Genomic DNA, 23,898 nt, shown 5'->3' on the forward strand with positions numbered 1-23,898 from the left:
TAGATTTATAAATTAGTTGTATCTTAATCAAGACTCCAAAGGATAAATCATATCATCCATCTTCAGGAGTAGAGGTATTTACCCCGACATTACTACTTATTGTTGTACACAGAATATACACTCTGTATCAAAGGCTGGAAAACGGAGAGGGAGGGATTCGAACCCTCGGTACGGAGTTGCCTGCCGTACAACAGATTAGCAATCTGCCGCTTTCGACCACTCAGCCACCTCTCCTGACTCACGAATATCAATGTTAGCAGGTTTGTTGGGAAGAGTCAATAGTCATTTGTCATTTGTCATTGGTCATTGGTTATTTACAAAACACTAAGGACTAAAGACTAGGGACAAATGACTAATTTTTTAAAGGACTTGCGATCGCATCCAAGCTACGGGCAAAGAGCGTAACTTTTGCCACTGGGGCACGTAGGCGCGTCGAGTGAAGGCATTATAATCGTTACGTTCAATTACGCTTAATATTCCACTGTAATGCATCAGAGCCGCCCACACAGGCCAACGACCATCAGAAGATAAGTGGGAAATTCCCTTTTCTGCTTTTTTATAAAACTGTCGTGCTCGATCAATTTGAAAGCGCATTAGGGAACGCCAGCGTTCATCCACTACACCCTCGAACAAGTCTTGTTCGGTGTAGTTGAATCTTGCTAAATCTTCTAGGGGAATATAGATCCTTCCCCTTCGGGCATCCTCGCCCACATCGCGCAAGATGTTGGTGAGTTGTTTGGCAATTCCTAAGGCAATTTCTTCTTCGATGGGAACATATAGCTGTTTTTCACGGTTCCAGGGAGCTATATTTTTGGTAGTATCCAACCCCATGACTGCTGTTGACATCAAGCCGACAGTGCCAGCAACACGGTAACAGTAGAGGTATAACTCCTCGAAGGTTTCATAACGACTGCGATATAAGTCCATGCGTTGACCGGCAATCATATCCCTAAAGGGTTGAATGTCCATCGGGAAACGTTGAATGGTATCTACCAGGGCTACATCGAAGTTGTCCAATGGGTGTCCAGCAAACATCGATTCGAGCTGCTGTTCCCATAGGTCTAGGGTTTCTGGCGTGGTGATAGCAGATGCGGGCCCATCCACCAGTTCATCTAAACGGCGACACCAAGCATAAATTGCCCAAATAGCAGGACGTTTTTCTTTGCTCAGGAGCAAAGTACTGAGGTAAAAAGTCGTGGAATACTTGGCTATGAGGTGACGACAAAGTTCGTAGGACTCGTCCAGAGAGACCAGCGTTTTCATGCGCGGTGGGGATTCAGGCAGTTGCAGCATTCGTTGCGGGCGGTCGGGTGAGCGTTTGCAGGTTTGAGGAATTTGCTACCGGGAGGGCCTCTGAAATCGCCTGCGCTGTCAGCTTACCAGAAAGTACGGCACCTTCCATACTGGCTAAGTAGCGTTGCATGGTGTAATCCCCGCTGAGATAGAAGTTAGCAATGGGGGTTGTTTGCGAGGGACGGTACTGTTGACGACCAGGGGTCGCTTGGTAAACTGAACGGGGCGTTTTCACCACATGAGATTTCAGCAAAGTTGCTGGATTGTCTCCTCCAAAGTGGTCGGGGAAGAGTTTTTCTAACTCGGCGATAGTTGCAGCCACAATCTCCTCATCGGATTTGGCAATCCAATCTTTTGCCGGGGCTAGAACTAATTCCAGCATCGAGCGATCGGGGTTGGCGTATTCACGGCAGGTATTGCTCATATCAGCATAAACGCTTAGGAGGGGCGATCGCGAAAATAGCAAGTGATCAATTTGCGTAAGTTTACGATCAAACCATAGATGCACGTTAATTACAGGCACGCCTTCCAAGCCTTCTAGCTTTTGGAAAAACTCCATTTGCTTCCAAGGTGTTGGCAAGATGACCTTTAGAGGGTCAACGGGCATGGCAGATACATACAAATCCGCCGTGAAAACTTCATCTTCGTCCCCATTCAACCCCCTAATCAAGTATCCCTTCACAGTGCCATCGGCGTTTAGCAAAATCTCTTTCAAGGGGGAATTCAAGCGGACTTCTCCGCCGCGTTCGGTGATGTAATCTACTAGGGGCTGACACAACCGCTCTGTTGGCGAACCATCCAGAAAGGCCATTTTCGAGCCATTTTTTTCCTGGAGGAAACGATTGAGGGCAGTTAAAAGAATGGTTGCCGAAATTTCATCTGGGCCAATGAAATTCAGCGACTTGGCCATGGCAATAAAAACTTCTTTATTGACCCGTTCTGGAATGTTGTGTTTACGCAGCCAATCTGTCCAGGAATATTTGTCCATTTCTTCAACGTACTTTTGCCCCTGAATCATGACCGGCAATAACCCGATGCCAAAGCGGATTTTTTCTGGCCATGTCAGCATGTCGTTGTTTCGCAGAATTGCCACTATACCATTAATCGGTGCCGGCAAATCTGGAAAATCAAAGCGACTGTAAGTACCTGGTGCATCCGGCTGGTTGAAGATCATTGTGTGTTCTTTCCACTGCAATCGATCTTCAATATCCAGTTCTTTGAATAACTGCAACATATTGGGATATGCCCCAAAAAAGATGTGCAGTCCTGTTTCGTACCAGTCTCCATCAGCATCTTTCCACGCGGCCACTTTACCGCCCAGAACGTCGCGACGTTCCAAGACAATGGGTGTGTGACCTGCGTCTGTAAGATATTTCGCGCAGGAAAGTCCTGCTAGTCCCGCTCCCGCGATCGCTACTCGCATGTAACCCTACTGCTCTTCAATATTTCTTAACCGTTTTATCGTTCTCATTATACGTTGCAATCCGTTACATTTGGCAGTTATTGTGCAACCGCTTCCCTAAAAAACTTTTTGCAAAGGAAATTTTATCTACGCGCACCTGCCCAAGTAAATTGCCAATACCATTGTTGGTAATAGCTTTGCGGCGTGCATTTCATCTATATTTACATGATTAACATGCAGAAGATTTAGGAAAACAAAAGTATTTCCTTTGACTGAAAATAATGTAATCCCAAATGTTGTCTTAAAGTAGTTGATTTCTTTGCTAATTCGTGTATTTGCTTTGAGGAAATGTTTGTATTGATTAAAAACTGCTTTGAAAACTTTCTGCTCCCCCTCAAGGTAGGATAAATGTTTATGTCCTCTAGGTTCAACAACCCAGTTGTTTACCTCACAACTTATAGGTAAAAGATTATGAGTGTATCGCAGGAGCTAAAGCGCTTTGGACATCACCTGATTCTAGGTATTTCCGGCACCACATTAAGCGATGACGATAAACGCGCACTCAATGAATTAAAACCGATTGGGGTGATCTTTTTCGCTAAGAATTTTTTGGATGGCATTCCATATCAGGTTTGGCTGGAAAGCTTTAAAGATTTGAACAGCCAAATACGAGAATATGCTGAACGTAACTCAATGTTCATGACTCTGGATCATGAAGGAGGTCGTGTAATTCGTACACCACCGCCAATTACCCGCTTTCCTCATGGGTTGTTGTTGCGATCGCACGCCTACGAAGTAGCAAAAGCCACAGCACTAGAACTCAAATCACTGGGAATCAATTTATCTTGGGCACCTGTAGCAGATATTTTTTCCCATCCCGATAACCCCGTGATTGGGCCTCGCGCCTTTGGTAACACTCCGGAAACTGCTACTCAAGGTGCACGTGACTACTACCTTGGACTTCGAGATTCAGGAATTTTGGGATGCGCCAAACACTTCCCCGGACATGGAGACACCAGCAAGGACTCCCATATTGAGTTACCAATACTGAATTTAACTCTAGAAGACCTGCGACTTCGAGAACTTATACCCTTCAGAGCTTTAATCGAAGCACAGATTCCTTTGATTATGACTGCTCATATCTTATTTCCCAAGATAGACACTAAAGTGCCAGCAACCCTTTCCCAAGTTATCCTCAAAACCATACTGAGAGAGGAACTTGGCTTTAAGGGAGTTGTTGTATCTGACGACTTAGATATGAAAGCTATCTCAGAGATGTTTATGAAAGCTGGTACTGTGGCGCAGTCATTTCATGCAGGCTGCGACCTGTTTATTGTTTCGCGTAATATCAATTCATCATCTATTGAAAGAACATATAAGATTGCTGAAGATTTCGTAGATTCCCTCACTAAGGGTAGTTTAGACGAATCAGTAGTGGAGGCAGCCAGAGAAAGAATTGAGAAACTACTGGCAGTAACACCGCAATATCCCATACATGCTTTGGATAAAGATATATTATTGCAACATGCTCAACTAGCGATCGCTAGTTGCTATTCATAACCCAACGTGCATTCAAGTTGAATATTAGCAATTGCCAAAAGCCTAACAAAGATTGCAATTTTTAATTCTTAATTTTTAATTTTTAATTGTTTAGTGGGTGGTATAGGGGTCGAACCTATTTCTGCGGGTTAAAAGCCCGCTGCACAGCCGGTATGCCAACCACCCTAGTTAATTTGAAAAAGAAATGAGCAAGTGCGATCGTATTACATCGCAAATCTTGTAACACCAACACTAGATATAAATCCACCAGGGAGGTACTGCCCCTCCTATTTCTGTGTTATCAGCACAGCGCCTCGCTTTTCGGCTTCAGGTGGAAAAAGAGGAAGATGGAGGAATCGAACCCCTACAGTTGCCCATACCCTGGTTTTCAAGACCAGTTGCCGTCCATTAAGCAGCATCTTCCATTGAGGGGTGCCTGACGGGACTTGAACCCGCTTTGACTGGTTCCACAAACCAGCGCCTCGACCACTTTGGCTTCAGACACCATCAGTGGAATCAATGGGAATTGAACCCATAACCTCCTGCTTGCAAGGCAGGCGCTCTAGCCATTTGAGCTATGACCCCATATTTAGTGGATACTGGTCGGAATCGAACCGACATTTTTCTAACAGCAAGTTAGACGCTTTACCAATTAAGCTACAGACCCATAGGCGGGAGTGGTAGGACTCGAACCCACAACTTTCGAGGTAGAAGCTCGAAGCTCTATTCCATTGAGCTACACTCCCAATATTTGGTAGTCCTGGCAGGATTTGAACCTGCAACCTACTGATTACAAGTCAGTTGCTCTGCCAATTGAGCTACACCAGCACTGTTTTGGTAACGGGGGCAGGAGTTGAACCTGCCGATGTTCAGGTTATGAGCCTGACGAGCCACCGTTGCTCTATCCCCGCATATTCACCAATAGACTTCTTGCAGAAGTGGGAAAAGGGTAAGGGGTAAAGGGGAAAGGAGTAATAAAAAACCTTTTCCCTTTTACCTTTTCCCCTTCTTGCAAAAGAATTTTTGCAAGAAGTCAATACCCCTGACTGGATTTGAACCAGCAACCTCTTCGTTCTAAGCGAAGCGCCTCTTCCGTTGGGCTACAAGGGCAAAGTCTGAGTGGTAGGGATTGAACCTACGACCTGGAGTTCCCGAAACTCCCGCGCTCCCAACTGCGCCACACCCAGATATTTTGGTACTCCCGACAGGATTTGAACCTGCAAAAAACTAGATCCTCGGTCTAGTGCGTCTTCCGTTCCGCCACGAGAGCTTAGTACCCCTGACAGGATTTGAACCTGCAAAATCTGGACTCTGATTCCAGCACGTATGCCAGTTCCGTCACAGGGGCATATCGGGATGGCAGGACTCGAACCTGCGACTCCATGCTCCCAAAGCATGGCTTCTGGCCACTGAATTACATCCCGTGGTACTCCTGGTGGGAGTCGAACCCACAACTAAACAGATTTTAAGTCTGCCACCTCTTCCAATTGGGCTACAGGAGCAAGTTTTGGTACTCTTGGTGGGAATTGAACCCACAACATACCGTTTTTGAGACGGCAGCCTCTTCCAGTTGGGCTACAAGAGCAGAGTTTGGCAGCCCCACCAGGGGTCGAACCTGGAATCTTCGCCTTCAAAGGGCGCTATGTTGCCAATTACACCACAGGGCTTTATTGCCAGGGCAGGGTTTGAACCTGCAACCTCATCGTTCAGAGCGATGCGACTTACCAATTCGTCCACCCGGCATTAAACAATTCGTAGTTCGTAATTCGTAATTCGTAATTATGTTTTGTGATGAGGATTTAAATCCCGACTAACATAAAAGCCGTTTAAAAAAACGTGGGTATCAACCCCTATTTAATTACGAATTAGTAATTACGAATTATAATTGGCTGCCTCAGTAGGACTCGAACCTACAACCGCGCGGTTAACAGCCGCTTGCTCTACCATTGAGCTATGAGGCAACGAAGCCCCCCAGGTCGGAATCGAACCGACGACCTCCTGTTCTTCAGACAGGCGCTAACTACCAACTGAGCTACCGGGGGATAAGGAGGAGAGATGGGTTTTACCCAGTGGACTGGTTTAATTCAACTCGAATCAGCCACTCCATCATCTCTCCCATGTAACGAGAGTGGAGGGATTTGAACCCTCACGTCTTCAGTTTCGTAGACTGAGATGTTATCCAGTTACACCACACTCTCAAAACGGAGAGAACAGGATTTGAACCTGCGACGGATATTAACTACCCGCTTCCTCTTAGCAGGAGGACGCTTTTAGCCACTCAGCCACCTCTCCACAGTGGGTCGAGCAGGATTTGAACCTGCGTGCAAAAAAGAACAGTTTTACAGACTGTCGCCTTCAACCAAACTCGGCCACCGACCCATAAATCATTCCCTCGACGAGAATTGAACTCGCATCTGTGCTTTGAAAGAACACTGACTTAACCATTCGTCCACGAGGGCATAATTTGCAGAATTTTAAATTTTTTAATCTAAAATCTAAAATTTAAAATTCAAAATTGTCTGACACAGGGACTAGGATTTGAACCCAGAACATCGGATTTGGAGTCACGAGGTGTTGCCGTTACACCATCCCTGCATTTGGTGGCAGTAGCGGGATTTGCACCCGCATATACCAGGGTATGAACCTGGGGCTTTGCTGGTTAAGCTACACTGCGACAGAGGTCAAGGCGGGATTTGAACCCGCGCTAATCGGTTTTGCAGACCAACGCCTTACCAACTTGGCTACCTGACCATTTGGGAGTCCCGACGAGATTCGCACTCGCAATTTTCAGCTTGAGAGGCTGACGGCTTAAACTATTCGCCTACGGGACTACAACCAGGGTGACGGGATTTGAACCCGCAACATTTCCGCAGACAACGGAACGCTCTAGCCAGTTGAGCTACACCCCGATTTTTTGGAATCTGTGCCTAAACTTTTAGGTTTTTAGGCACAGATTTTGTTGGTGAACTTGCCCATTTCTTATTTAGTTTTCAAGGTTCAGATAATTGACTTTTTACTGTTAGGAAAACAACCGAAATTCTAGGTAGCAGGCCTGTTGTGTATTACGGATGTATTCAGTGGTTTTGATCAGTGCAAACTTAGAACTTTTTTCCTTTATTGCCTCTACTGTCGATGGTTTGCAAGTAAAAGCAGCTTTGTTGACTGGGGACTCTGGTTGATTCCAACGCCTGTCCTTTAGTTGTATGTAGAACATAACTTTGACTCTTGAGAAGCTTTGTCTTTCGCTTCACTACAAATATACTACAAAATACTACAAGAGGTGTCAAGGGGTTTTAGAAAGTTTTTTTGAAATTGTCTAGAAAAGCTTCTGTACTTAGATTTGAAGTTAATTAAGCTCTCTTAAAAGTCAAACTACAGTTTGGATAACTATTTAAAAGCCTGAAGTGATAGACAACTGCTTCAAGCGACAACAGATAATTAGTATTGTCGCGATCGCCACTATGATTACAGCTTGTAGTATTGATCTAGGCACTTCCCCACAATTGGGTTGAACCAGCCAATAAGCAAAATCAATACTGCACAAGTTCAAGATCATCCAGCAAAAGGGCAAATTAATACGCCAGTAGTAAACCCTACCTTTAGAGTCCCAGCTAAATTTCAAGGAAAAATGGTTGATCAGGTGCAACCGAGCAATAACCGTTTGTTGCTCAGTTGTATTGATGATGGCCCTATCCAAAAACAATCTTATAAATGCTAGATATCCTGAAGCCAAATGATGTTAATGCGACATTTTTTGAGTAGGAAAAGTTTTGCCACAAATCATCAGCAAACTCAAATGCTACCGATTTGTGACAATTTCCAAACTCTTAGAAATAGGATAATAAAGGGTGAGAAGTTATACTCACCCTACTATTTCGTTTATTCGCTCATGACAGAAGCACTGCTTTCTTGAGCTTCCTGCCAAAGTTTGTGCAAAAAGAACTCAGCACGATCGCTCAGAGTGGTAACAAACACACCGACAGCATCCTTAGAACTAGCTGATAGCCAAGAACCCCGCAGGGTGACTTCCATATATTCGGTATCGCACGCACAGAGGGCAATGATTTCTCTGTCATCTCTTTTTACCTCAGCCCTGAGTACTTCTACTCCTGGCAAATCAACAGGAAGCAAAAAGGAAGCGGTAGTGGGTTCAATGCAAAAACTTTGCCCAACTCGCAGGGCTAAAATCACTCGCTGCGCTACCCATTCTTCTAGCGACAGAGTGACACATTCTAAATCAAAACTGCTTTCAGTGTAAGTTAATTTCAGCATTCCTTATGCTCTCCTGTTATTCCAGGTTTGCTTGCATATCTATCCAAAACTGTTCAGCAAAAGAAATCGCGGGGTGAATTGGCGCTTTTGGTTTGGTATGCAGTTGCATACCAGCTTCAAACAGGGTGCGATCGCCTTTACGGGAGTTACATCTTTCACAAGCTGCGACTACGTTATCCCAAGTGTGAGAACCGCCTTTAGAACGCGGCATCACATGATCTAGCGTTAGATGTTTGCTGCTGCCACAATATTGGCAACTGTGATGATCTCGTCGCAACACTTCCCGCCGATTCACTGGCGGAACTTTCCACATCCGCTCATTGGAAGTGATTGTCAAACGAATGTGTTTTGGCACATCAATTACCAAACTGGGTGAGTGAACTTGCCATCCGCCTTCTGTAGTAAAACCAAGGGGTTGGGCTTTGTTGGTTACTAACAGCACAATTGCCCGCTTGATATTGATCCGACATAGTGGCAAGTAATTTTGAGAAAACACCACCACAGATTGCTCTAACACTTGCATTGCGTTCGCGCCGCGCATGGAAGATATCGTCACAGCTTAACTCCTTATAAAAAAACCCCCGCTTCAAGTTTTCGGTGAAGCGGGGGTTAGAATTGACCGGAAAATTTTCTGGTCTCATATCGGTACAGTATTCCTATGTCTGTACCCCCCGCCTTGTTCATCTAGTTCTGGTTTTGCAATCAGCGCACTAATGCTGAGATGTCTAAAATCATGATTACCCTCTGTGATTTGCCCATAATTTCGGCTACCATCGCCCATAAATAAATACTCCACTTCCATAACAGCGGATTCCCAACCGGCTCGGCGATTGGTGGCACACAAAATTGAAGTAGAGATGGGGTAAATGGATTTCACAGAAAATTTCACCTATTGAACATTCCTTTAAACATACTACACTTGTATTACTATCCTGTCTATACCTTTAAGGAGAAAAACTAATGCATACGATCGCTCGCACCCCAACCACCGACATGGAAGTTACCAGCATCCGCCTAGAGCGGGAACTCAAAGATAAACTCAAAGAAATCGCTGGGAATCAGGGATATCAAGCTCTGATCCGAGATATCCTTTGGAATTATGTCCAGCAAAAATCAGGTGAGTGGAAGCCTAGATTTTCGCGAGCGGACATTCGAGCTAGCATCGCTGCTACAGCTCAGCAGGAAGAACGCTGTGTACTTACAGGTCAACTAATTCAACCCCAACAACCGATGTTGTTAGGACTGACGAGGAATGGCGATATGGTTCCTCTGAGTGTCGAGAGCTTGGCTGGATAGTCTTATATTCAAATGAATGCAGCCCAGTTATTATTGCTAATAATTGGGCTGCATTCAAAATTTAGCTTCATTAATATTTTACTGAGAGTTACGGAGATAAAAGAGTAACTTGTTAAACCTACTAGCTTTTTACAAACTGTAATAAAAATTTATAAACTAAGTTAAGTAATTTTACGTGAGCCAAAGAGCAATTTTGCTAGAATTCCAGAGAAATTACGGTTTATGTATACTTACAGAGAAGATAAAGTTAGTAAATTATTTCAACATAAAGCAGTTAAAAATAAGCTAACTGAAGCATTTATAGGATATCTTAAGTATTCTATTTACTTATGTACTAATGTAGCAATTTGCTTGATACAGTGGAAATTTGGCCATCTGATATAGAAAAGGGCTATAACAGGTGAGAGAAAGTATTCATACAATATTTGTCAATTATCAGGGTGTAGCAACACAACTAACGGTGAAAAATATGCCAAGAAGTTGGGTGCAAGAACAATGGGGTTATTATCCGAGGGCGTGCCAATAATGAAAAAGCCTTTATCATCGCCGCCACATTACGTAGATGACATAGATCGACTACAACCTTACCAAGTCAAGCTGATGCAGCATCAGGAAGAACCTGCCCGCCAGTTGGTACAAAAGATTAACCAAATCATTGCCAATAGCTCGACGACGGCATTAATGCTGCAAGATATTGCCCAATTGCTAGGAGTTGCTTTTCAAGTAGATTGCTGCTGCTTGGTTTCCGTGACGGGTGAGACATCCGAAGCGACTACTACTAATTGGTGTGCTGATGAGTATTTAGGGTTGCCACATCCCGAAGAAATGTTTTCGATGGAACAGTTGCTCATGCACTCGCCAGTGCTGCAATGTGCTGCCCAAGCATTGACTATTGAAGACATTTCCATTATTCAGAACAGTCTGGTAATTGGGTGTCAATATTTGCCACTACCAATAAAAACTGTTTTGGCAATTCCCACCAGATTTGGTGGTAATAATAATGGAGTGATTAATCTGATTAAATTCCAACCCTATGAATGGAGTGAATCAGAAAAACAATTACTTACAGAGGTGGAGTCGGCTTGCGCGATCGCTTTTTCTAGAGTGGCACAAGCTCAACTAATTGCTTATCAAGAACAGCACCTGCAAAAGAGCAATCAGTATCAAAGCTTGATCAAGCAATTAACTATATTGAGTCGCAGCAACTTGGAGCTTAATCAAATGCTCCAGTTAGTTATCGCCTCTACTGCCGAATCTCTTCAGGCAGATCGGGGTTTGCTCATATCACTAAAATATACAGATCCACTGTTTAGGACTCAAGCTAAAAAACAAATTCCCAAAGCGAAAGCTACTGTGATCGGTGAATGGTCTAGGGAAACACAAAGTCTTCGCACTAGTAAACTAGATACTTTAACTCAGTCTTTCTTGCTTTCAGACTGTAGTTTATGCCAGCGTGCCTTCATAGATTCTGGAAAAGCAGTAATCTTCGATGACTATACAGATCAAAACGATATTTCGACAGCTGCTCCATTATTTGCAGTCGAGGAATTTCCTGCGGTGCTATTAATGCCGTTAGAGAGTCAAGGTAAAATCTTAGGATTCTTAGTGCTACAGCAATCTGTGATTCGTAGTTGGCAACCAGCAGAATTAAATCTAGTAGAAATGGTTTGTGCTCAAGTGAGTAACGCCATAATTCAGTCACAGACATTACGCCAAGTGCAAACTTTGGTAGATGAGCGGACGGCGAAACTCCAGAGTAGTTTGGAACTACAAGCGAAATTGCATGAAAGAACACGGCAGTATGTCGAGCAGCTACGGAAACTCAACGAACTCAAAGATGAATTTTTGAGCAACATGAGCGATCGCTTGCGCTATCCTCTGACAAATATGCTGATGTCAATTCGTAACTTGCGTTTGCCAGGAATAGCACCAGAGCGTCAAGTTAGATACTTAGATATCCTAGAGCAGGAATGTACAAAGGAAATCAACTTGATTAATGACTTGTTGACACTCCAGAAACTAGAGTCGCCTCATGAAGCCCCGCAATTAGAATCTATAGATTTAAATACTAGAATCCTAGATATAGCAGCATCTTTTGAGAAAAAACTTGCAGAGAAGGGATTAAAAATTTCTGTAGATTTACCAGAGGAATCGCTAAAACTGCAAACTGAGCTGGAGAGTTTTGACCGCATCCTGCAAGAATTGTTAACGAATGCCTGTAAATACTCAGAGCATGATACCGTTGTCCATCTTGAAGCTGCTCACCGAGTTGATCAACAAATTGATCAAGTTATCATGAAGGTGACGAATACAGGACGTGCTATCTCCGAAGAAGAAGCAACCTATATTTTTGACAAGTTCCGTCGTGGGAAAGGGCGTTGGACTCCGGGGACTGGCTTGGGACTTGCTCTAGTCAAGTCTTTAGTGCAGCATTTGAATGGAGCGATCGCCGTTGAAAGTGTCCAAATATCCGATTCTGAACAAAGCGAAATTTGCTTCACCCTGACTCTGCCCCAATTTTCTGACGAAAGCAAACCATAATTCTGAAAGTGACTAAAAAACAGAACACAACAGAGAACCCTGATTTCCAGTCTCCTAGTGATGACATTAACCTCGAAGGGGATTTGACTGCTGATACAGTCGCTTTGGCAGCTAAGATAGAAGTACAAATTGAGAAAATAGCAGAGCGACAGCGACAAATCAGCGCTAAAGTTAAAATTCCCCAACCAGTGGAACGAATCTGGAAGGTTCTGACAGATTATGAAGCCTTATCTGACTTTCTCCCCAACCTCGCTAAGAGTCGTCTAATCGAGCATCCTCATGGTGGAATTAGACTTGAGCAAGTAGGTTCTCAGCGCTTACTGAATTTCAACTTTTCGGCGCGGGTGGTTTTAGATTTAGAAGAATGCTTCCCCAAAGAAATTAATTTCCGCATGGTAGAGGGAGATTTTAAAGGCTTTTCTGGTAGCTGGTGCTTAGAGCCTTATTCCCTCGGTGGGTATGTAGGAACAAATCTTTGCTACACAATTCAAGTTTGGCCTAAACTCACTATGCCAGTGGGAATAATTGAAAACCGCTTGAGCAAAGACCTGCGGTTAAATCTTCTGGCTATTCACCAACGTGTAGAAGAGTTAGCTAGTAAAGAACCGTATGTATAACTAAACGATCATTCAGGAGTAACTCTGGATGATCGTTTTTGTTTATAGACTCACAGAAATACAAACTTCTGCTTTTTTAGTACCCCCAGGGGAATTCGAATCCCCGTTACCTCCGTGAAAGGGAGGTGTCCTAGGCCTCTAGACGATGGGGGCATCGGACTCAGACCTTTTATAAATTAACCAATTTTCTTGCCTTTGTCAACAGGTTTTGCCAAAAAAAGTTTGTGGCAGGTAAACTGGGTGGAGTAAAAGCTTAAAAAAGATACAAAGACATGGAGACGCACAAAAAATTCCGTAGAAGCTTCTGCGGGAAGCCACAGGATGCTGAGGCATCCTGTGCTCAGAAGTTTGGGGGATACACAGATCGAAAAAACGCTAAATTCAGCAATGGACAAAAGGTATGATGTTGTACCCTGTAAAGTTAATATCTACGGTTTTTTACAAAAGATTTTGAAATAAATCGCTCAAAATCTACAACATGGAAGCATCTTTTGATATCACCCTACAGATGGCAATCGCTGTCTTTGCAGGCATTAGCGCCCAAGTGCTGGCTGCATATTTTCGCATACCCAGCATCGTCTTGTTATTGCTGTTGGGCATCTTGTTTGGCTCCGATGGCATAGGGCTATTGCATCCCCATTCGCTGGGCACTGGGCTGGAAGTTATTGTTGCCCTAGCAACGGCAATAATTTTGTTTGAAGGCGGACTTAACTTGGATCTGCGAGAGTTAGGTAGAGTTTCAGTCAGCTTGCAATTGCTCGTCACTCTAGGAACGCTGATCACACTGCTTGGTGGGAGTATGGCTGCTCACTGGCTGGGTGAATTTCCTTGGAACATAGCTTTTCTCTATGCCTCCATCGTTGTGGTTACAGGCCCAACCGTCGTTGGCCCTTTGCTTAAACAAATAAATGTAGATCGGCAAGTGGCAACACTTTTGGAAGGAGAAGGGGTTTTAATTGACCCTGTAGGGGCTATCCTCGCCTTCGTTGTCCTCGATACGATTTTAAACGGCGATGCTGACCCCATTAATGCGATCGCCGGTTTGTTGATGCGCCTAGGTGTTGGTGCGGCAATTGGTGGTGCTGGCGGTTATCTGATGAGTTTGATTTTCAAACGCGCCAGTTTTCTGTCATTTGAACTGAAAAACTTAGTGGTGTTGGCAATACTTTGGAGCCTGTTTACCTTATCGCAAATGATCCGTAGTGAATCGGGAGTAATGACAACAGTCGTTGCAGGAGCCGTATTTGCTAACTCCTCAGTCCCGGAAGAACGTCTGTTACGGAGCTTTAAGGGTCAGTTGACAATTCTCAGCGTTTCAGTGCTATTTATCTTATTAGCTGCTGATTTATCCATTGCTAGTGTTTTTGCTTTGGGTTGGGGTAGTTTATTCACTGTTTTAGTATTAATGTTTGTCGTTCGCCCGATTAATATTCTGTTGTGTACCTGGAACAGTGACCTAAACTGGCGACAGAAAGTATTTTTAAGCTGGGTTGCTCCTAGAGGAATTGTTGCTGCCTCTGTAGCTTCTTTTTTTGCGATTTCGCTGACACAGCGCGGCATTAACGGCGGTGATTCCATTAAAGCTTTAGTTTTCCTCACAATTATCATGACTGTTGTCTGCCAAGGGCTAACAGCTGGCTGGGTTGCTAAATGGCTGCAAATCACCTCAAAAGATGCAACTGGGGCTGTGATTGTGGGTTGTAATCCCTTGAGTCTTTTAATTGCTCGGTTCTTTCAAGAACGGGGTGAAAATGTGGTAATGATTGATACTGACCCCCAATGTCTTGTTCAGGCTGAGGCGCAAAATCTTCGAGTTATTGCCAGCAGTGCGCTGGATGCCGCTGTTTTGGAAGAGGCTGGACTTGCCTCTATGGGTACTTTTTTGGCTATGACAAGTAATGGCGAGGTAAATTTTGTTTTGGCTCAACGAGCATCTGAGGAGTTCAATCCGCCGCGTGTCTTAGCTGTTTTCCCGCGTAATCCGCAAGCCAGTACTTCTGTTAGTAATAAAGTTAATCAAGCTTTTATCCCAGACTTAGCAATTAAGACTTGGAATGAATATTTGAATGATGGGCGAGTCAAGTTAGGAACAACTACCCTAACTGAATCAGAATTTTCTAGTCAAAATGAGCATATCCAAGAAATGATTAGGACTGGGGCGTTGATACCGCTATTGGTAGAACGGGAAGAACGCTTACAGGTAGTACCAGTAAAATACGATTGGGAAGTTGGCGATCGCATTATCTACTTGTTGCATGATCCCAGACCTAAGCTTTTAAAGCGTTTATCTGGTGCTACCCAGTCTACTCGCCTCTCTTTAGAAAAGTTACCGGAAGTTGAAGAAGTCCCCCTCGCCAAAATATCTCAACTTTTCACTACTGACACCCCTGGGGCATAAGATGGCGGAGGTAATTTTAGATTTTGAATTTTAGATTTTAGATTTTTCCTTCAATCTGAATAGCACTTACGCAAAATACGTCGTAAGTAGCGGTAATTCATGAATTACCGCTACGGAATAATAGGCTTTTCAATTATTTTTGCGTAAGTCCTACTAAAATCCAAAATTGAATGACTCCCAATACTGCTTGGGTAAAGCATTTTGAACTCGGAATTGGGTTTTGGGAAAAGGTTAAAGGGTAAAGATTAAAGGTTTTTTCTTTCCCCTTACCCTTTTCCCCAAAACCCGACAAGTATTGGAATGACTCCTAACTCCTAACTCCTAACTCCCAACTCAGCTTGATACATTTGCGATTCCTGCCAGAGTAAAGCAGACAAATGCACTATGGCAAGAATTAGCGTTGCTACCGAAATCAGATAACTGTGGATTGTGTAAAGGTGTTCGACGGTAATTGTGTTAATTGCTCCACCACCAGTCAGGATATCGCGCAGTTGTCCACCAATCAAAGGAATGGCTTCGATGGTTCCTAGCTCAATGCTAAAACGCCAGTATCCTTCCTGAGTCCAATCTAGGATCATTGCTGTCCAATTCAGCCCGATCGCACTTAAGGTCAACAAAATCCCACTAATCCAAGCAGCCAGCCAACTTTTGCGAAATTGCCGTCCTAAAAACATCACCACAAGTTGAATGAGAGCGATCGCAATTACCGCGTTACCAGCAATATCATGCGCTCTCCAAAACAACCACCCGTATGGTAGTTGTGTATTAATCATCTTCAATGAGTTATAAGCCCCGCCTGCTGTCGGTTCATAGTAAAAAGACAGCAAAATTCCGGTAGAGATATAAATTAGGCACAGAGTCAGAATCACGACCGATATTATCGTCGCTACTCGTCGCAAAATCCTATCGAACTGGGTGCTTTGCATAGCTCACCCCTCCTGTTCTTAACTAGGTATTTATTCTTATTATATTTTAGCTAAGAAATATTAATAAATGTTGCACTTCTCATAAAAAGATGAGTTTTTTAAATCAAATATTGTACCCAAGCTTTTAAGGGTTCTGGTGAACCATACCAAATCCCAGGACTTCTCGGAGAATGCCTCACACCTTCAATCACCAGATTTTCTGCCCCTTCTAAATGAGCAGCTTCAATGGGTGTGATTCCATCTCCCCAAGTGTTACCCTTACCACAGGTTAATTGGTAACTACTATAAGCTAACCAACTACCGCGTCGTCTTTCTCCAAAGATAGTTTTGCCAGCCACACAAACGTAACGAACGTTTTTGTGAAAGGCTCCTGGGTAATTATTGGTGACAAAATCAAGATTGAAGCGCGTCCAGCGTTCTTGGCTAATGTGGGGTGTACCCAAGGTGATGAGAGTAGCAACCAGGGGATGTGCTTCCCAAAGAAATGGCTTGACATCGCCGCGTGCTAAATAGGGCTTTCCTCCCATGTAGATGCGGGATATCCAACCTCCGGCTGAGTGACCAATCAAATTAACTTGAGTAGCATTATATTGCTGCAATGTATTGTTGATCGTGCGATCTAGTTGTTGCAAAATTGGCGTTACCGGTCTTCCTCCAATAGTGGGTAGCCAGTCACGCCGTCGCAGTGGGACTGTATTTGTGGGAAAATCTAACTGCTGTAGAGATTGTTCTAGTTGGCGATAAGCGATCGCGCTTTCCAGATATCCAGGCAAAATAACTGTCGGTAACGGCATTTTAAGTTTTGGATGCAATATCGAGGGTTTGAACTTCTTTGATGAAGAAGTCGTCATTATTCAGAAGCTAGAATTGCAATGTCTGACTGACTCCTTTGATAAAAACCCAAATTGTTTTAGTGGGGTTTAGGGCGAGAATGTCAATAAAATTGTACAGTTTGCAACAGTTTTAGGGGCTGCTGATGTGATAGTATTTTCACATAGGGACTAATCTCGGACAAGCAAGTGTGCCATCTATTACAAGCGCGTAGTTGAGTAAAAAAAACCAGGCAACTTCAGCAAATGCTGTGATGTACTCAGACTTGTGGGTTCACTTAAACTTTATAAATATCCCAAATATAAATAAATTTTAATTGTGTGCACCATAACAATAAAAAATCAAAGGTAGTAATTTTTCAAATATCTCTATTAGCAAGATTGAATTGGAAAATATGATACACCGTCATTGATCAATTAAAAATTTGAATAAATGGCAATTTTAGCGTTTTGATTGCCAATATAGGAAATTATTATTTCCTTAGAGGGACGCATCTCTTGCAAGATATTGCAATATAGTCGGAAAGAGAAAATCGCTAGTCAACTGCAACTGAGTCGAGTGAACGATAACAGCTATGTCTTACGTCTCCCTGCTGAAAAATATACCAGATATCTTAAGCCAGCCAATTGGGATAGCAGCTATAGCTTCTCTTGGCATTCACGGCGCGATCGCGATGATTGTGCCATTGATGCCTATGGAGTCTAACAAGCCCAAAGAAACAGCATCATCTAAAACAGTCGGACTTTTGGCATTGAGCCAAGCCGACCAGAACCGGTTGCCCCAAAGCACTCCCCAAATTGGTTTACAACAACTTCCTCCAATAGCGCCACTTTCTGCTCCAAACTTTAGTGCCCAAACTGGATTATCTCCATTAGCGCCACCGCCATCCAGTCAGCTAGTACTGCCTCCGCTACCGCCATCATCGAATAACTATCGAGTCTCCTCTTTGCCTACAAGGCAGTCTTTGCGGATGATTCCTAGTGATAATTTGCGATTTGATGCCTCTAGAGTTGACACCTCTAAATTCAATACTGGCCCCAGATTCTCTCCATCGGTTCCTAGTGTGAGTGAGAGTGCCAGCAAATACGAGCCACCTAAGCCCATAGCTGTAAATAGATTGCCAGAATTGCAGTCGCAGCAAATACCTGATGATATTTTGCGGAATGCCCAATCTCCAAACTTATCTAACACTGCCCCCATTGCAACAGCACAGGTCAATACGAATGCACAAATGACGCCATCGGCGAATGATGCGTCTAAAATGACTCAAAACCAGCTGATAAATTCTCTCAAACAAGCTCCAAGGAGTGAGAATACTTTAATCGGAACTAGGGTAAGCACATCTCAGACAGCCGATTTATCGGTGAAAGGAACCCAACAGACAATTGCACAGCTAGACTCCTACGCAAACCTGAGAAAAGAAGTCCAGCAAGAATACCCTAACGCTGAACAAAAATCAGTCATCCGCCAAATATTACCCACAGATAAGCCGAATCTTGAAGGTGCTGTTTTGGGCGTATTAGTGGTAGATCCTGATGGCAAGGTCTTAGATATCAAATTTCAAGACAAGTTAGTTTCCCCTGAATTGCAATCAAAAGCAAGAGAATACTTCAACAAGCAATCCCCCAAGGGAGATAAACAAATCAGTTCTTATCCCTTTAACCTCGTTTTCCAAAACAACACTAGCAATACCACTGGGGCTACTCAAGAGCAAAAGCCCTCGTCATTATCTGCACCGGGAGTCAATAACAATCAGCTTATTACCCCCTTACCAGCAGCTACTTCTAAACCATTTCCTGATCTGCAAATCAGAAATAACCAGCCCAAGCCTGCATCCACAGGTACTCTCAAACCATTAGCTGCACCAGGAGTTAATAGCAATCAGCCTGAGTTATCACCCACAACTACTCCCAAACCATTATCTGAACTACGAATCAGAAATAATCAGCCCACACCTTCATCGGCTGCTACCACTTCCGAACCATTAGTGCTGCCGAGAGTAAATAGTGGTCAGGCTACATCCTCTGCTGAATCTGATCAAAAATTAGTAGAACGGTTGCGCGAATTGAAAGAAAACAGACAAAAGTCTAATCCAGAAAAATAATCACCAGTGGGTGGTTTTGGATTAATAAACAAGCTAGAAGCGATGAATGATAAAAATTGGAAATTTATCATTCATTTTTAGAATATTGTTTTTAGCAGTTGACGAACTGGCGATCGCTAGTTCGTCATATAAAAATGGGATTTGATTCCTGAACTAACTTACGTAGTGAGGGATAGGGAATAGGAATTGAAGAAGAATTAGAATTCAGGAGCGGAGCCGGAGACGCTCCGCCTCCGGTCAGAATCAAGATGCTCGTTCGCGTAGCGTGTCGCAGACAAGACTCGCTAACGCTGCCCTATCCGCCAGTCATACAGAATACCCAACTGAATTCTGACTCCTGAATTCTGTTAGATGAAAAAATATATGTGTACTGAGTTTTTTACGCAATCAAATAGGAATGATGTATAAAAAAAAGCTTAATGAAATTATTGTGGGGTGAGTGTTTCGCCTGCCCGTAGCCTAAAGCTAGCAAGATGCTTACCCCACAAGAACTAGACGGTATGCTAATTTACCAGCCTTGTTCTGCATTTTGAAATACGTAAGCAGCTACCTCAAGAATATCCTCATGACTTAACTTGCCTTTAAAGGCAGGCATGGCATTTTTACCATTTTGTACTTGGTGGATAATTGCCTGGATTGAGTCGCCATCATAATTTTCTAAGTACTTTGACAATGCTTCCTTTTTCAAGGTTTTCTGGCTGATAAGGATGTTACCACCACCTATATGGCAAGAAGCACAGTTAGCCTCAAAAATTTTAGCCCCATTAGATGGTTCGGCAGCGAGTGCTGGACTAATGAATGTCAATTTGAATAGAGCGATCGCCGACAGTAAGATTAATAAAAGTATTCTCAACAGAATTTCCTCGCAACAAGCCTCCAGCAAGAGTATAAACGTGATTAATCCCCGATTAAGTCAAATTTGATCAAAATTGGCGGTAACGAGTTCACCCCTCCATCGCCACAGGTTGTTTAGCGTCTTAGGGGAGGATGGGATTCGTTACCGCCATTTATACATTTTGTGCGTCACTCTAGGAGTGTGGCGTGTTGCTATGAGCTAATTTCACTGAGAAATCATCTTGTGCCAACGACAATGTTTCTAGCCTTCGACAGTGATTGTACCAACCATGCCAGCACCACGGTGGGGTTCGCAGTAGAAGGTGTATTCACCAGGTGCTGCGTCTGCGGGGAAGGTAGTTGTTTCCTTTTGACCAGGACTCATCAACATCTTTTTATGAGACAGAGATTTCGCTAAATCAGCGCTCTTAGCGGGGTTTTTGGCAGCATCAAACACAACATTATGGGGAGGAACTTTATTGTTCACCCATTCAATTGTGTCGCCTGGTTTGATAGTCAACTTTTTCGGTTCAAATGCGAGCATTCCTTTATCGCTACCCAATTTCACCTGATAGGTTTCAGCCGAAGCACTGGGAGTAAAAACAGCAAAGCTGCTAACAACTAAAAGGATTGTCAATACAGCTAAACTAAGGCGTCGCCAGCTTGCCGAAATTAATTTCATAGCTCTCTCCTAACATCTAATTTTTTTCCCTTTCTCTATTTTAAATAAAATCAACACCAAATATGACAATCTGTCATAGATACATTTTTTTTTTAATAATGGGGAGCAATTTATGGCAAAAAGCTGTGCAATCAGTAATGAATGGGGAATGGGGAATGGGGAATGGGGAATGGGGAATGGGGAATGGGAAATGGGGAATGGGAGAAGAGTTTTCCCCCTACCCCCTGCTCCTCTGCCTCTTTCCAATGCCCTATGCCTTATGCCCTATGCCCCAATACGCAATACTAATTTCGGGATTTAGTAATAGATTTTTCCACCTCCCCACTTAGTACCAACAATTTTGGGTTGCAAGAGAATATGACCAGCGATCGCTTCCAAGTCATCATCTGTCAGATTTCGCATTGCTGTGAAAATATCTGCACTTTTGATACTGGGGTGTATTTCGGAAATTTCTTCTTCGCCGTCGTAAGTAGTGGGATTTTTCAGGTAATCCACTAAGCCTTCAATGTTATTACGGTTGGGTGTTGCCAGTGCCAAATCCTCTGGAGTGAGTCCCACGTTCTGGTTTACCTTGGTAACTCCCCCAGCATGACATTGGGCGCAAGCGTAATTAAATAAGCGTTTACCTTCTTTGACTTGTTTCAGGCTAAGTACGACGGTATCACCTTGAGCATTTAATGGCACTGTTCGGGTAGCTTTGTCCAGTTCCACTGCTGTCGCGCTACCGACAAACAACTGAAACGAGAGTAAAACAGTGGCCATAACAACGCCAATTAGTCTTCTAAACATGTTTCCCCTTAAAAAAATTTTGACGCTCAACACAGCTAAGAAAGCGATTCTCAATCTCCAAGCTGCTAATTGCTAATGACTCATTGTTTTTTGCCATTAGCTATCAGTGATTAGCCAAAGCCGAGATCACCCTTCAGTTGACCTCGTGATCACCCACCGAGTCGCTAGTACCTTTTGGGTGTGTTTCAGACGATATTTGGGAAATAATTGCCTTTGCATCTTCTAACGCCAAACGGGTCTTTTGGTGTTTGTAGGCGATTCCCAGTTGGTTGCACAGAGAAAACACTTTTTCTACAGGAATGCTGTAGTCGGCTGCTATCTCTGCGATCGATAGGTCTGCAAAACCCATAATGCTTGTTAACTAATAGATAGAGATTGAGTCTCTGTAATACCAATATCACGTTAGGAGTGCAATTTGTTGCCCAAAATACTGTTTAGGGAATGGGGCATTGGGCATGGGGCATGGAGAATGGGTGGACAAGGAGGACAAGGAGAATAAGGGAGACAAGAGGAATAAGCCCCATTTCCAATGCCCAATGCCCTATGCCCAATGTCCTATGGCTATTAACCTTTTCCCCCGGTAAAGGTGACGCTTTGAATAAAGTAACGGTTAAAAAAGGCGTAAATACCTAAAGCGGGCAGAGTGAAGACCATAGAAGCCGCCATAATGTAGTTCCAATAGCTGATGTATTGACCTTTAAAGGTGTTCAGCCCCAAAGGAAGGGTAAACATTTCTGGGTCAAATAGGATAACTATAGGCAGTAAAAAATTATTCCAACTCCCCATGAATACAAACACTGCCTGTGCTGCTAGTGCTGGTTTTGCCAAAGGTAAGACAATATGTCGAAAAATTCCAAAGGTATTTAAGCCATCCAGTTGCGCTGCTTCTTCTAGTTCTTTAGGAAAATTAACGAAAAACTGCCGCATCATGAAGATAAAAGTGGCATTGACCATGCTAGGAACAATCATGCCTTGGTAAGAATTCAGCCAGCCGATCGCTTTTAAAATCAAAAATGTGGGAATTAGGGTGATTTGCGCTGGTACTGCCAGCACAGCCAAAATTAGGAAGAACCAAAAGCGCTTGCCTACAAAGCGCAGTCTTGCCAAGGCATAACCAGCCATTGAGTTGAACAACAAGTTTAAAAGCGTGACGCTAATGGCGATCACCACACTGTTGAACAACCAGCGCCAAAATAGCGGTTCTTGGAGAAAGATTTGTCTGTAGTTGTCGAGAGTAAAATTCTTGGGGAGAAAGTTGGGTTCACCATTGACAATCTCTGATAGCGGCTTAAATGATGCTGAAAGTGCCCAGAGAAAGGGAATTAGGGTAATGATGGCATAGAGTGTCAGCAAGACGTACAACAGGGCTTTGAGCCAGGATAAGCCAGAGATGTTAGTCAAATGCGTTCACCTCCAAAAAGTCGCCGCTGAATCAAAGTGATGGCAATGATCACTGCTGCCAACAAAAATGCGATCGCAGCTGCATATCCCATTTGTAAATTCCGAAATACAGCTTGATAAATCAGCAGCACCACAGTTAAAGTAGCGTTGTTTGGTCCGCCAGTACCGCCAGAAAAGATGTAAGACTGGTCAAAAAGTTGAAAAGTCCCAATTACCCCCACTGTGGCCACAAAGAAGGTTACAGGCTTAAGCAAGGGAAGAGTAATGTGGATAAATTGCTGCCATCCATTTGCGCCATCAAGTTCCGCCGCTTCGTAAAGCGTTTGGGGTACATCTTGCAACGCCGCCAGATAAATCACCATGAAAAACGGCGCAGTTGACCAAATGTTCATGATCATAATGCCTTTGAGCGCAACTGCTGGATCGCCCAACCAGTTATAAGTAGGTAGCCCCACAAAAGCGAGAAAATCGTTTAGTAGCCCATCAGTGTTATAAATCCACATGAAGATCAGCGTCAGCACTGCTGAAGAAGTGACTGTTGGCAAAAAATAGAGAATGCGCCACCAGTTTTTACCACGAATCCCAGAATTCAGAGTTACCGCCAGAATTAAAGCCAGGATAGTTTGAGTTGGCACAACAATGGCTACATATTCGGCTGTGTTTTTCAAAGCAATCCAAACTCTTTCATCTTCAGTTAATCGCGTGAAGTTCCGAAAACCGATGAACTCGTACTCAATACCGCCCAGAAGTTGCACTTTTTGCAAGGAAAGAAAAACGGCGTAGAGAATGGGTAAGACTACAAAAGTTCCTAAAACTAGAATGGTGGGCATCATAAACATATACCCAGCTAAGTCTTCGGTGATATTCCACCTGGGGTTAATCCGCTGCCTGTTGATTTCAAACACTACTAAACCTCCATCTAATCTCGCACTAACTCGGCTGTAGCGATAGGTCGTGCATGATTATTTATCGT

20 protein-coding genes and 30 tRNA genes are annotated in these 23,898 nt (G+C 43.6%); 7 read left to right on the top strand and 43 right to left on the bottom strand.

Features of this window, described 5'->3' with window-relative positions:
* Positions 1–142 precede the first annotated feature (142 nt).
* The 3 genes from ACWATR_RS12345 to pds form a co-directional block, all read right to left on the bottom strand.
* Positions 143–234 (bottom strand) — tRNA-Ser (locus ACWATR_RS12345).
* A 126-nt stretch (positions 235–360) separates the two neighbouring features.
* Positions 361–1,293, bottom strand: coding sequence for a 15-cis-phytoene synthase CrtB (gene crtB / locus ACWATR_RS12350; RefSeq protein WP_460332609.1), 933 nt, complete (start codon positions 1,291–1,293; stop codon positions 361–363).
* Positions 1,277–2,716: a 15-cis-phytoene desaturase gene (gene pds / locus ACWATR_RS12355; RefSeq protein ID WP_460332611.1), complete on the bottom strand. Its 1,440-nt coding sequence runs from the start codon at positions 2,714–2,716 to the stop codon at positions 1,277–1,279. The genes crtB and pds overlap by 17 nt, the downstream gene beginning before the upstream one ends.
* Before the next feature lie 450 nt (positions 2,717–3,166).
* Here pds and nagZ point away from each other — a divergent pair, with 450 nt between their 5' ends.
* Entirely contained in the window at positions 3,167–4,255 is a 1,089-nt protein-coding gene (gene nagZ / locus ACWATR_RS12360; protein ID WP_460332613.1) for a beta-N-acetylhexosaminidase, read from the top strand.
* 94 nt (positions 4,256–4,349) lie between these two features.
* On the opposite strand, the gene ACWATR_RS12365 is transcribed toward nagZ, so the two are convergent.
* The 28 genes from ACWATR_RS12365 to ACWATR_RS12500 all read right to left on the bottom strand — a co-directional run bounded on the left by ACWATR_RS12365 (position 4,350) and on the right by ACWATR_RS12500 (position 7,143).
* Positions 4,350–4,420 (bottom strand) — tRNA-Lys (locus ACWATR_RS12365).
* A 155-nt stretch (positions 4,421–4,575) separates the two neighbouring features.
* Positions 4,576–4,658 (bottom strand) — tRNA-Ser (locus ACWATR_RS12370).
* A gap of 7 nt (positions 4,659–4,665) precedes the next feature.
* A tRNA-His gene (locus ACWATR_RS12375) sits at positions 4,666–4,739 on the bottom strand.
* Positions 4,740–4,745: 6 nt separating this feature from the next.
* Positions 4,746–4,819, bottom strand: a tRNA-Ala gene (locus ACWATR_RS12380).
* An 8-nt stretch (positions 4,820–4,827) separates the two neighbouring features.
* Positions 4,828–4,901: transfer RNA gene (locus tag ACWATR_RS12385), tRNA-Ala, on the bottom strand.
* Between the two features lie 5 nt (positions 4,902–4,906).
* Positions 4,907–4,980 (bottom strand) — tRNA-Arg (locus ACWATR_RS12390).
* A 6-nt stretch (positions 4,981–4,986) separates the two neighbouring features.
* A tRNA-Thr gene (locus tag ACWATR_RS12395) sits at positions 4,987–5,059 on the bottom strand.
* A gap of 14 nt (positions 5,060–5,073) precedes the next feature.
* A tRNA-Met gene (locus ACWATR_RS12400) sits at positions 5,074–5,145 on the bottom strand.
* 126 nt (positions 5,146–5,271) lie between these two features.
* Positions 5,272–5,344 (bottom strand) — tRNA-Leu (locus ACWATR_RS12405).
* 4 nt (positions 5,345–5,348) lie between these two features.
* Positions 5,349–5,421: transfer RNA gene (locus tag ACWATR_RS12410), tRNA-Pro, on the bottom strand.
* 6 nt (positions 5,422–5,427) lie between these two features.
* A tRNA-Leu gene (locus tag ACWATR_RS12415) sits at positions 5,428–5,504 on the bottom strand.
* A 4-nt stretch (positions 5,505–5,508) separates the two neighbouring features.
* Positions 5,509–5,582, bottom strand: a tRNA-Leu gene (locus ACWATR_RS12420).
* A 3-nt stretch (positions 5,583–5,585) separates the two neighbouring features.
* Positions 5,586–5,658 (bottom strand) — tRNA-Pro (locus ACWATR_RS12425).
* A tRNA-Leu gene (locus tag ACWATR_RS12430) sits at positions 5,659–5,736 on the bottom strand.
* A gap of 6 nt (positions 5,737–5,742) precedes the next feature.
* Positions 5,743–5,819, bottom strand: a tRNA-Leu gene (locus ACWATR_RS12435).
* A 6-nt stretch (positions 5,820–5,825) separates the two neighbouring features.
* Positions 5,826–5,901, bottom strand: a tRNA-Gln gene (locus tag ACWATR_RS12440).
* 3 nt (positions 5,902–5,904) lie between these two features.
* Positions 5,905–5,977: transfer RNA gene (locus tag ACWATR_RS12445), tRNA-Gln, on the bottom strand.
* Between the two features lie 143 nt (positions 5,978–6,120).
* Positions 6,121–6,195 (bottom strand) — tRNA-Asn (locus ACWATR_RS12450).
* Positions 6,196–6,201: 6 nt separating this feature from the next.
* A tRNA-Phe gene (locus ACWATR_RS12455) sits at positions 6,202–6,276 on the bottom strand.
* A gap of 81 nt (positions 6,277–6,357) precedes the next feature.
* A tRNA-Arg gene (locus ACWATR_RS12460) sits at positions 6,358–6,432 on the bottom strand.
* A gap of 4 nt (positions 6,433–6,436) precedes the next feature.
* Positions 6,437–6,526, bottom strand: a tRNA-Ser gene (locus ACWATR_RS12465).
* A gap of 4 nt (positions 6,527–6,530) precedes the next feature.
* Positions 6,531–6,613 (bottom strand) — tRNA-Tyr (locus ACWATR_RS12470).
* A gap of 8 nt (positions 6,614–6,621) precedes the next feature.
* Positions 6,622–6,692, bottom strand: a tRNA-Glu gene (locus tag ACWATR_RS12475).
* 65 nt (positions 6,693–6,757) lie between these two features.
* Positions 6,758–6,829, bottom strand: a tRNA-Trp gene (locus ACWATR_RS12480).
* A gap of 3 nt (positions 6,830–6,832) precedes the next feature.
* A tRNA-Met gene (locus ACWATR_RS12485) sits at positions 6,833–6,908 on the bottom strand.
* A gap of 4 nt (positions 6,909–6,912) precedes the next feature.
* Positions 6,913–6,985 (bottom strand) — tRNA-Cys (locus tag ACWATR_RS12490).
* A gap of 3 nt (positions 6,986–6,988) precedes the next feature.
* Positions 6,989–7,065: transfer RNA gene (locus tag ACWATR_RS12495), tRNA-Glu, on the bottom strand.
* A 4-nt stretch (positions 7,066–7,069) separates the two neighbouring features.
* A tRNA-Asp gene (locus ACWATR_RS12500) sits at positions 7,070–7,143 on the bottom strand.
* A gap of 599 nt (positions 7,144–7,742) precedes the next feature.
* On the opposite strand from ACWATR_RS12500, the gene ACWATR_RS12505 reads away from it, so the two are divergent.
* The gene (locus ACWATR_RS12505) at positions 7,743–7,952 is read left to right on the top strand and encodes a hypothetical protein (RefSeq protein WP_460332615.1); all 210 of its coding nucleotides are present in this window, start codon (positions 7,743–7,745) and stop codon (positions 7,950–7,952) included.
* Between the two features lie 161 nt (positions 7,953–8,113).
* On the opposite strand, the gene ACWATR_RS12510 is transcribed toward ACWATR_RS12505, so the two are convergent.
* The 3 genes from ACWATR_RS12510 to ACWATR_RS12520 all read right to left on the bottom strand — a co-directional run bounded on the left by ACWATR_RS12510 (position 8,114) and on the right by ACWATR_RS12520 (position 9,395).
* Positions 8,114–8,506 (bottom strand): alr0857 family protein, encoded by a 393-nt coding sequence (locus ACWATR_RS12510; protein ID WP_460332617.1) that lies wholly within the window; start codon positions 8,504–8,506, stop codon positions 8,114–8,116.
* Between the two features lie 16 nt (positions 8,507–8,522).
* Entirely contained in the window at positions 8,523–9,029 is a 507-nt protein-coding gene (locus ACWATR_RS12515; RefSeq protein ID WP_460340373.1) for an HNH endonuclease, read from the bottom strand.
* A 114-nt stretch (positions 9,030–9,143) separates the two neighbouring features.
* On the bottom strand, positions 9,144–9,395 hold the full coding sequence (locus tag ACWATR_RS12520) for a hypothetical protein (protein WP_460332619.1): 252 nt from the start codon (positions 9,393–9,395) through the stop codon (positions 9,144–9,146).
* 71 nt (positions 9,396–9,466) lie between these two features.
* On the opposite strand from ACWATR_RS12520, the gene ACWATR_RS12525 reads away from it, so the two are divergent.
* From ACWATR_RS12525 to ACWATR_RS12535, 3 genes are all read left to right on the top strand, one after another.
* Entirely contained in the window at positions 9,467–9,802 is a 336-nt protein-coding gene (locus tag ACWATR_RS12525; protein ID WP_069070862.1) for a ribbon-helix-helix domain-containing protein, read from the top strand.
* Between the two features lie 525 nt (positions 9,803–10,327).
* Positions 10,328–12,343 (top strand): sensor histidine kinase, encoded by a 2,016-nt coding sequence (locus ACWATR_RS12530; protein WP_460332622.1) that lies wholly within the window; start codon positions 10,328–10,330, stop codon positions 12,341–12,343.
* Positions 12,344–12,351: 8 nt separating this feature from the next.
* The gene (locus tag ACWATR_RS12535; protein WP_420758637.1) at positions 12,352–12,960 is read left to right on the top strand and encodes an SRPBCC family protein; all 609 of its coding nucleotides are present in this window, start codon (positions 12,352–12,354) and stop codon (positions 12,958–12,960) included.
* 80 nt (positions 12,961–13,040) lie between these two features.
* On the opposite strand, the gene ACWATR_RS12540 is transcribed toward ACWATR_RS12535, so the two are convergent.
* A tRNA-Glu gene (locus tag ACWATR_RS12540) sits at positions 13,041–13,113 on the bottom strand.
* A 325-nt stretch (positions 13,114–13,438) separates the two neighbouring features.
* Here ACWATR_RS12540 and ACWATR_RS12545 point away from each other — a divergent pair.
* A complete protein-coding gene (locus ACWATR_RS12545) occupies positions 13,439–15,358 on the top strand; it encodes a cation:proton antiporter (protein ID WP_435020535.1) in 1,920 nt (639 codons plus the stop codon).
* Positions 15,359–15,672: 314 nt separating this feature from the next.
* Here ACWATR_RS12545 and ACWATR_RS12550 read toward each other — a convergent pair whose 3' ends face one another.
* On the bottom strand, positions 15,673–16,284 hold the full coding sequence (locus tag ACWATR_RS12550) for a cytochrome b N-terminal domain-containing protein (RefSeq protein ID WP_460332625.1): 612 nt from the start codon (positions 16,282–16,284) through the stop codon (positions 15,673–15,675).
* A gap of 98 nt (positions 16,285–16,382) precedes the next feature.
* Complete coding sequence (locus tag ACWATR_RS12555; protein WP_460332627.1) at positions 16,383–17,078, bottom strand: esterase/lipase family protein; 696 nt, start codon at positions 17,076–17,078, stop codon at positions 16,383–16,385.
* 611 nt (positions 17,079–17,689) lie between these two features.
* Between ACWATR_RS12555 and ACWATR_RS12560 the strand changes: the two genes are divergently transcribed.
* Positions 17,690–19,219, top strand: a complete 1,530-nt coding sequence (locus ACWATR_RS12560) for a hypothetical protein (RefSeq protein ID WP_460332629.1) — start codon at positions 17,690–17,692, stop codon at positions 19,217–19,219.
* A 508-nt stretch (positions 19,220–19,727) separates the two neighbouring features.
* Here ACWATR_RS12560 and petJ read toward each other — a convergent pair.
* The 6 genes from petJ to ACWATR_RS12590 all read right to left on the bottom strand — a co-directional run bounded on the left by petJ (position 19,728) and on the right by ACWATR_RS12590 (position 23,830).
* A complete protein-coding gene (petJ, locus tag ACWATR_RS12565) occupies positions 19,728–20,072 on the bottom strand; it encodes a cytochrome c6 PetJ (RefSeq protein WP_460332631.1) in 345 nt (114 codons plus the stop codon).
* Between the two features lie 243 nt (positions 20,073–20,315).
* Positions 20,316–20,735 (bottom strand): plastocyanin, encoded by a 420-nt coding sequence (gene petE / locus ACWATR_RS12570; RefSeq protein ID WP_460332633.1) that lies wholly within the window; start codon positions 20,733–20,735, stop codon positions 20,316–20,318.
* Between the two features lie 297 nt (positions 20,736–21,032).
* Positions 21,033–21,524 (bottom strand): photosystem II cytochrome c-550, encoded by a 492-nt coding sequence (gene psbV / locus ACWATR_RS12575; protein WP_460332635.1) that lies wholly within the window; start codon positions 21,522–21,524, stop codon positions 21,033–21,035.
* 133 nt (positions 21,525–21,657) lie between these two features.
* Positions 21,658–21,873, bottom strand: a complete 216-nt coding sequence (locus ACWATR_RS12580) for a hypothetical protein (RefSeq protein ID WP_435020523.1) — start codon at positions 21,871–21,873, stop codon at positions 21,658–21,660.
* 215 nt (positions 21,874–22,088) lie between these two features.
* On the bottom strand, positions 22,089–22,925 hold the full coding sequence (locus tag ACWATR_RS12585) for a carbohydrate ABC transporter permease (protein WP_460332638.1): 837 nt from the start codon (positions 22,923–22,925) through the stop codon (positions 22,089–22,091).
* On the bottom strand, positions 22,922–23,830 hold the full coding sequence (locus ACWATR_RS12590) for a carbohydrate ABC transporter permease (protein ID WP_460332640.1): 909 nt from the start codon (positions 23,828–23,830) through the stop codon (positions 22,922–22,924). Before ACWATR_RS12590 ends, ACWATR_RS12585 begins: the two co-directional genes overlap by 4 nt.
* Positions 23,831–23,898: the final 68 nt, after the last annotated feature.

This window comes from Nostoc sp. UIC 10890 (genome assembly GCF_054786515.1).

Coding starts and splice junctions, on each gene's coding strand:
- nagZ (WP_460332613.1), top strand. CDS start 3,167: ATGAGTGTATCGCAGGAGCTAAAGCGCTTTGGACATCACCTGATTCTA.
- ACWATR_RS12560 (WP_460332629.1), top strand. CDS start 17,690: ATGTCTTACGTCTCCCTGCTGAAAAATATACCAGATATCTTAAGCCAG.
- ACWATR_RS12550 (WP_460332625.1), bottom strand. CDS start 16,284: ATGCAAAGCACCCAGTTCGATAGGATTTTGCGACGAGTAGCGACGATA.
- crtB (WP_460332609.1), bottom strand. CDS start 1,293: ATGCTGCAACTGCCTGAATCCCCACCGCGCATGAAAACGCTGGTCTCT.
- psbV (WP_460332635.1), bottom strand. CDS start 21,524: ATGTTTAGAAGACTAATTGGCGTTGTTATGGCCACTGTTTTACTCTCG.
- ACWATR_RS12555 (WP_460332627.1), bottom strand. CDS start 17,078: ATGCCGTTACCGACAGTTATTTTGCCTGGATATCTGGAAAGCGCGATC.
- ACWATR_RS12530 (WP_460332622.1), top strand. CDS start 10,328: ATGAAAAAGCCTTTATCATCGCCGCCACATTACGTAGATGACATAGAT.
- petE (WP_460332633.1), bottom strand. CDS start 20,735: ATGAAATTAATTTCGGCAAGCTGGCGACGCCTTAGTTTAGCTGTATTG.
- ACWATR_RS12545 (WP_435020535.1), top strand. CDS start 13,439: ATGGAAGCATCTTTTGATATCACCCTACAGATGGCAATCGCTGTCTTT.
- ACWATR_RS12510 (WP_460332617.1), bottom strand. CDS start 8,506: ATGCTGAAATTAACTTACACTGAAAGCAGTTTTGATTTAGAATGTGTC.
- ACWATR_RS12525 (WP_069070862.1), top strand. CDS start 9,467: ATGCATACGATCGCTCGCACCCCAACCACCGACATGGAAGTTACCAGC.
- pds (WP_460332611.1), bottom strand. CDS start 2,716: ATGCGAGTAGCGATCGCGGGAGCGGGACTAGCAGGACTTTCCTGCGCG.
- ACWATR_RS12515 (WP_460340373.1), bottom strand. CDS start 9,029: ATGCAAGTGTTAGAGCAATCTGTGGTGGTGTTTTCTCAAAATTACTTG.
- ACWATR_RS12580 (WP_435020523.1), bottom strand. CDS start 21,873: ATGGGTTTTGCAGACCTATCGATCGCAGAGATAGCAGCCGACTACAGC.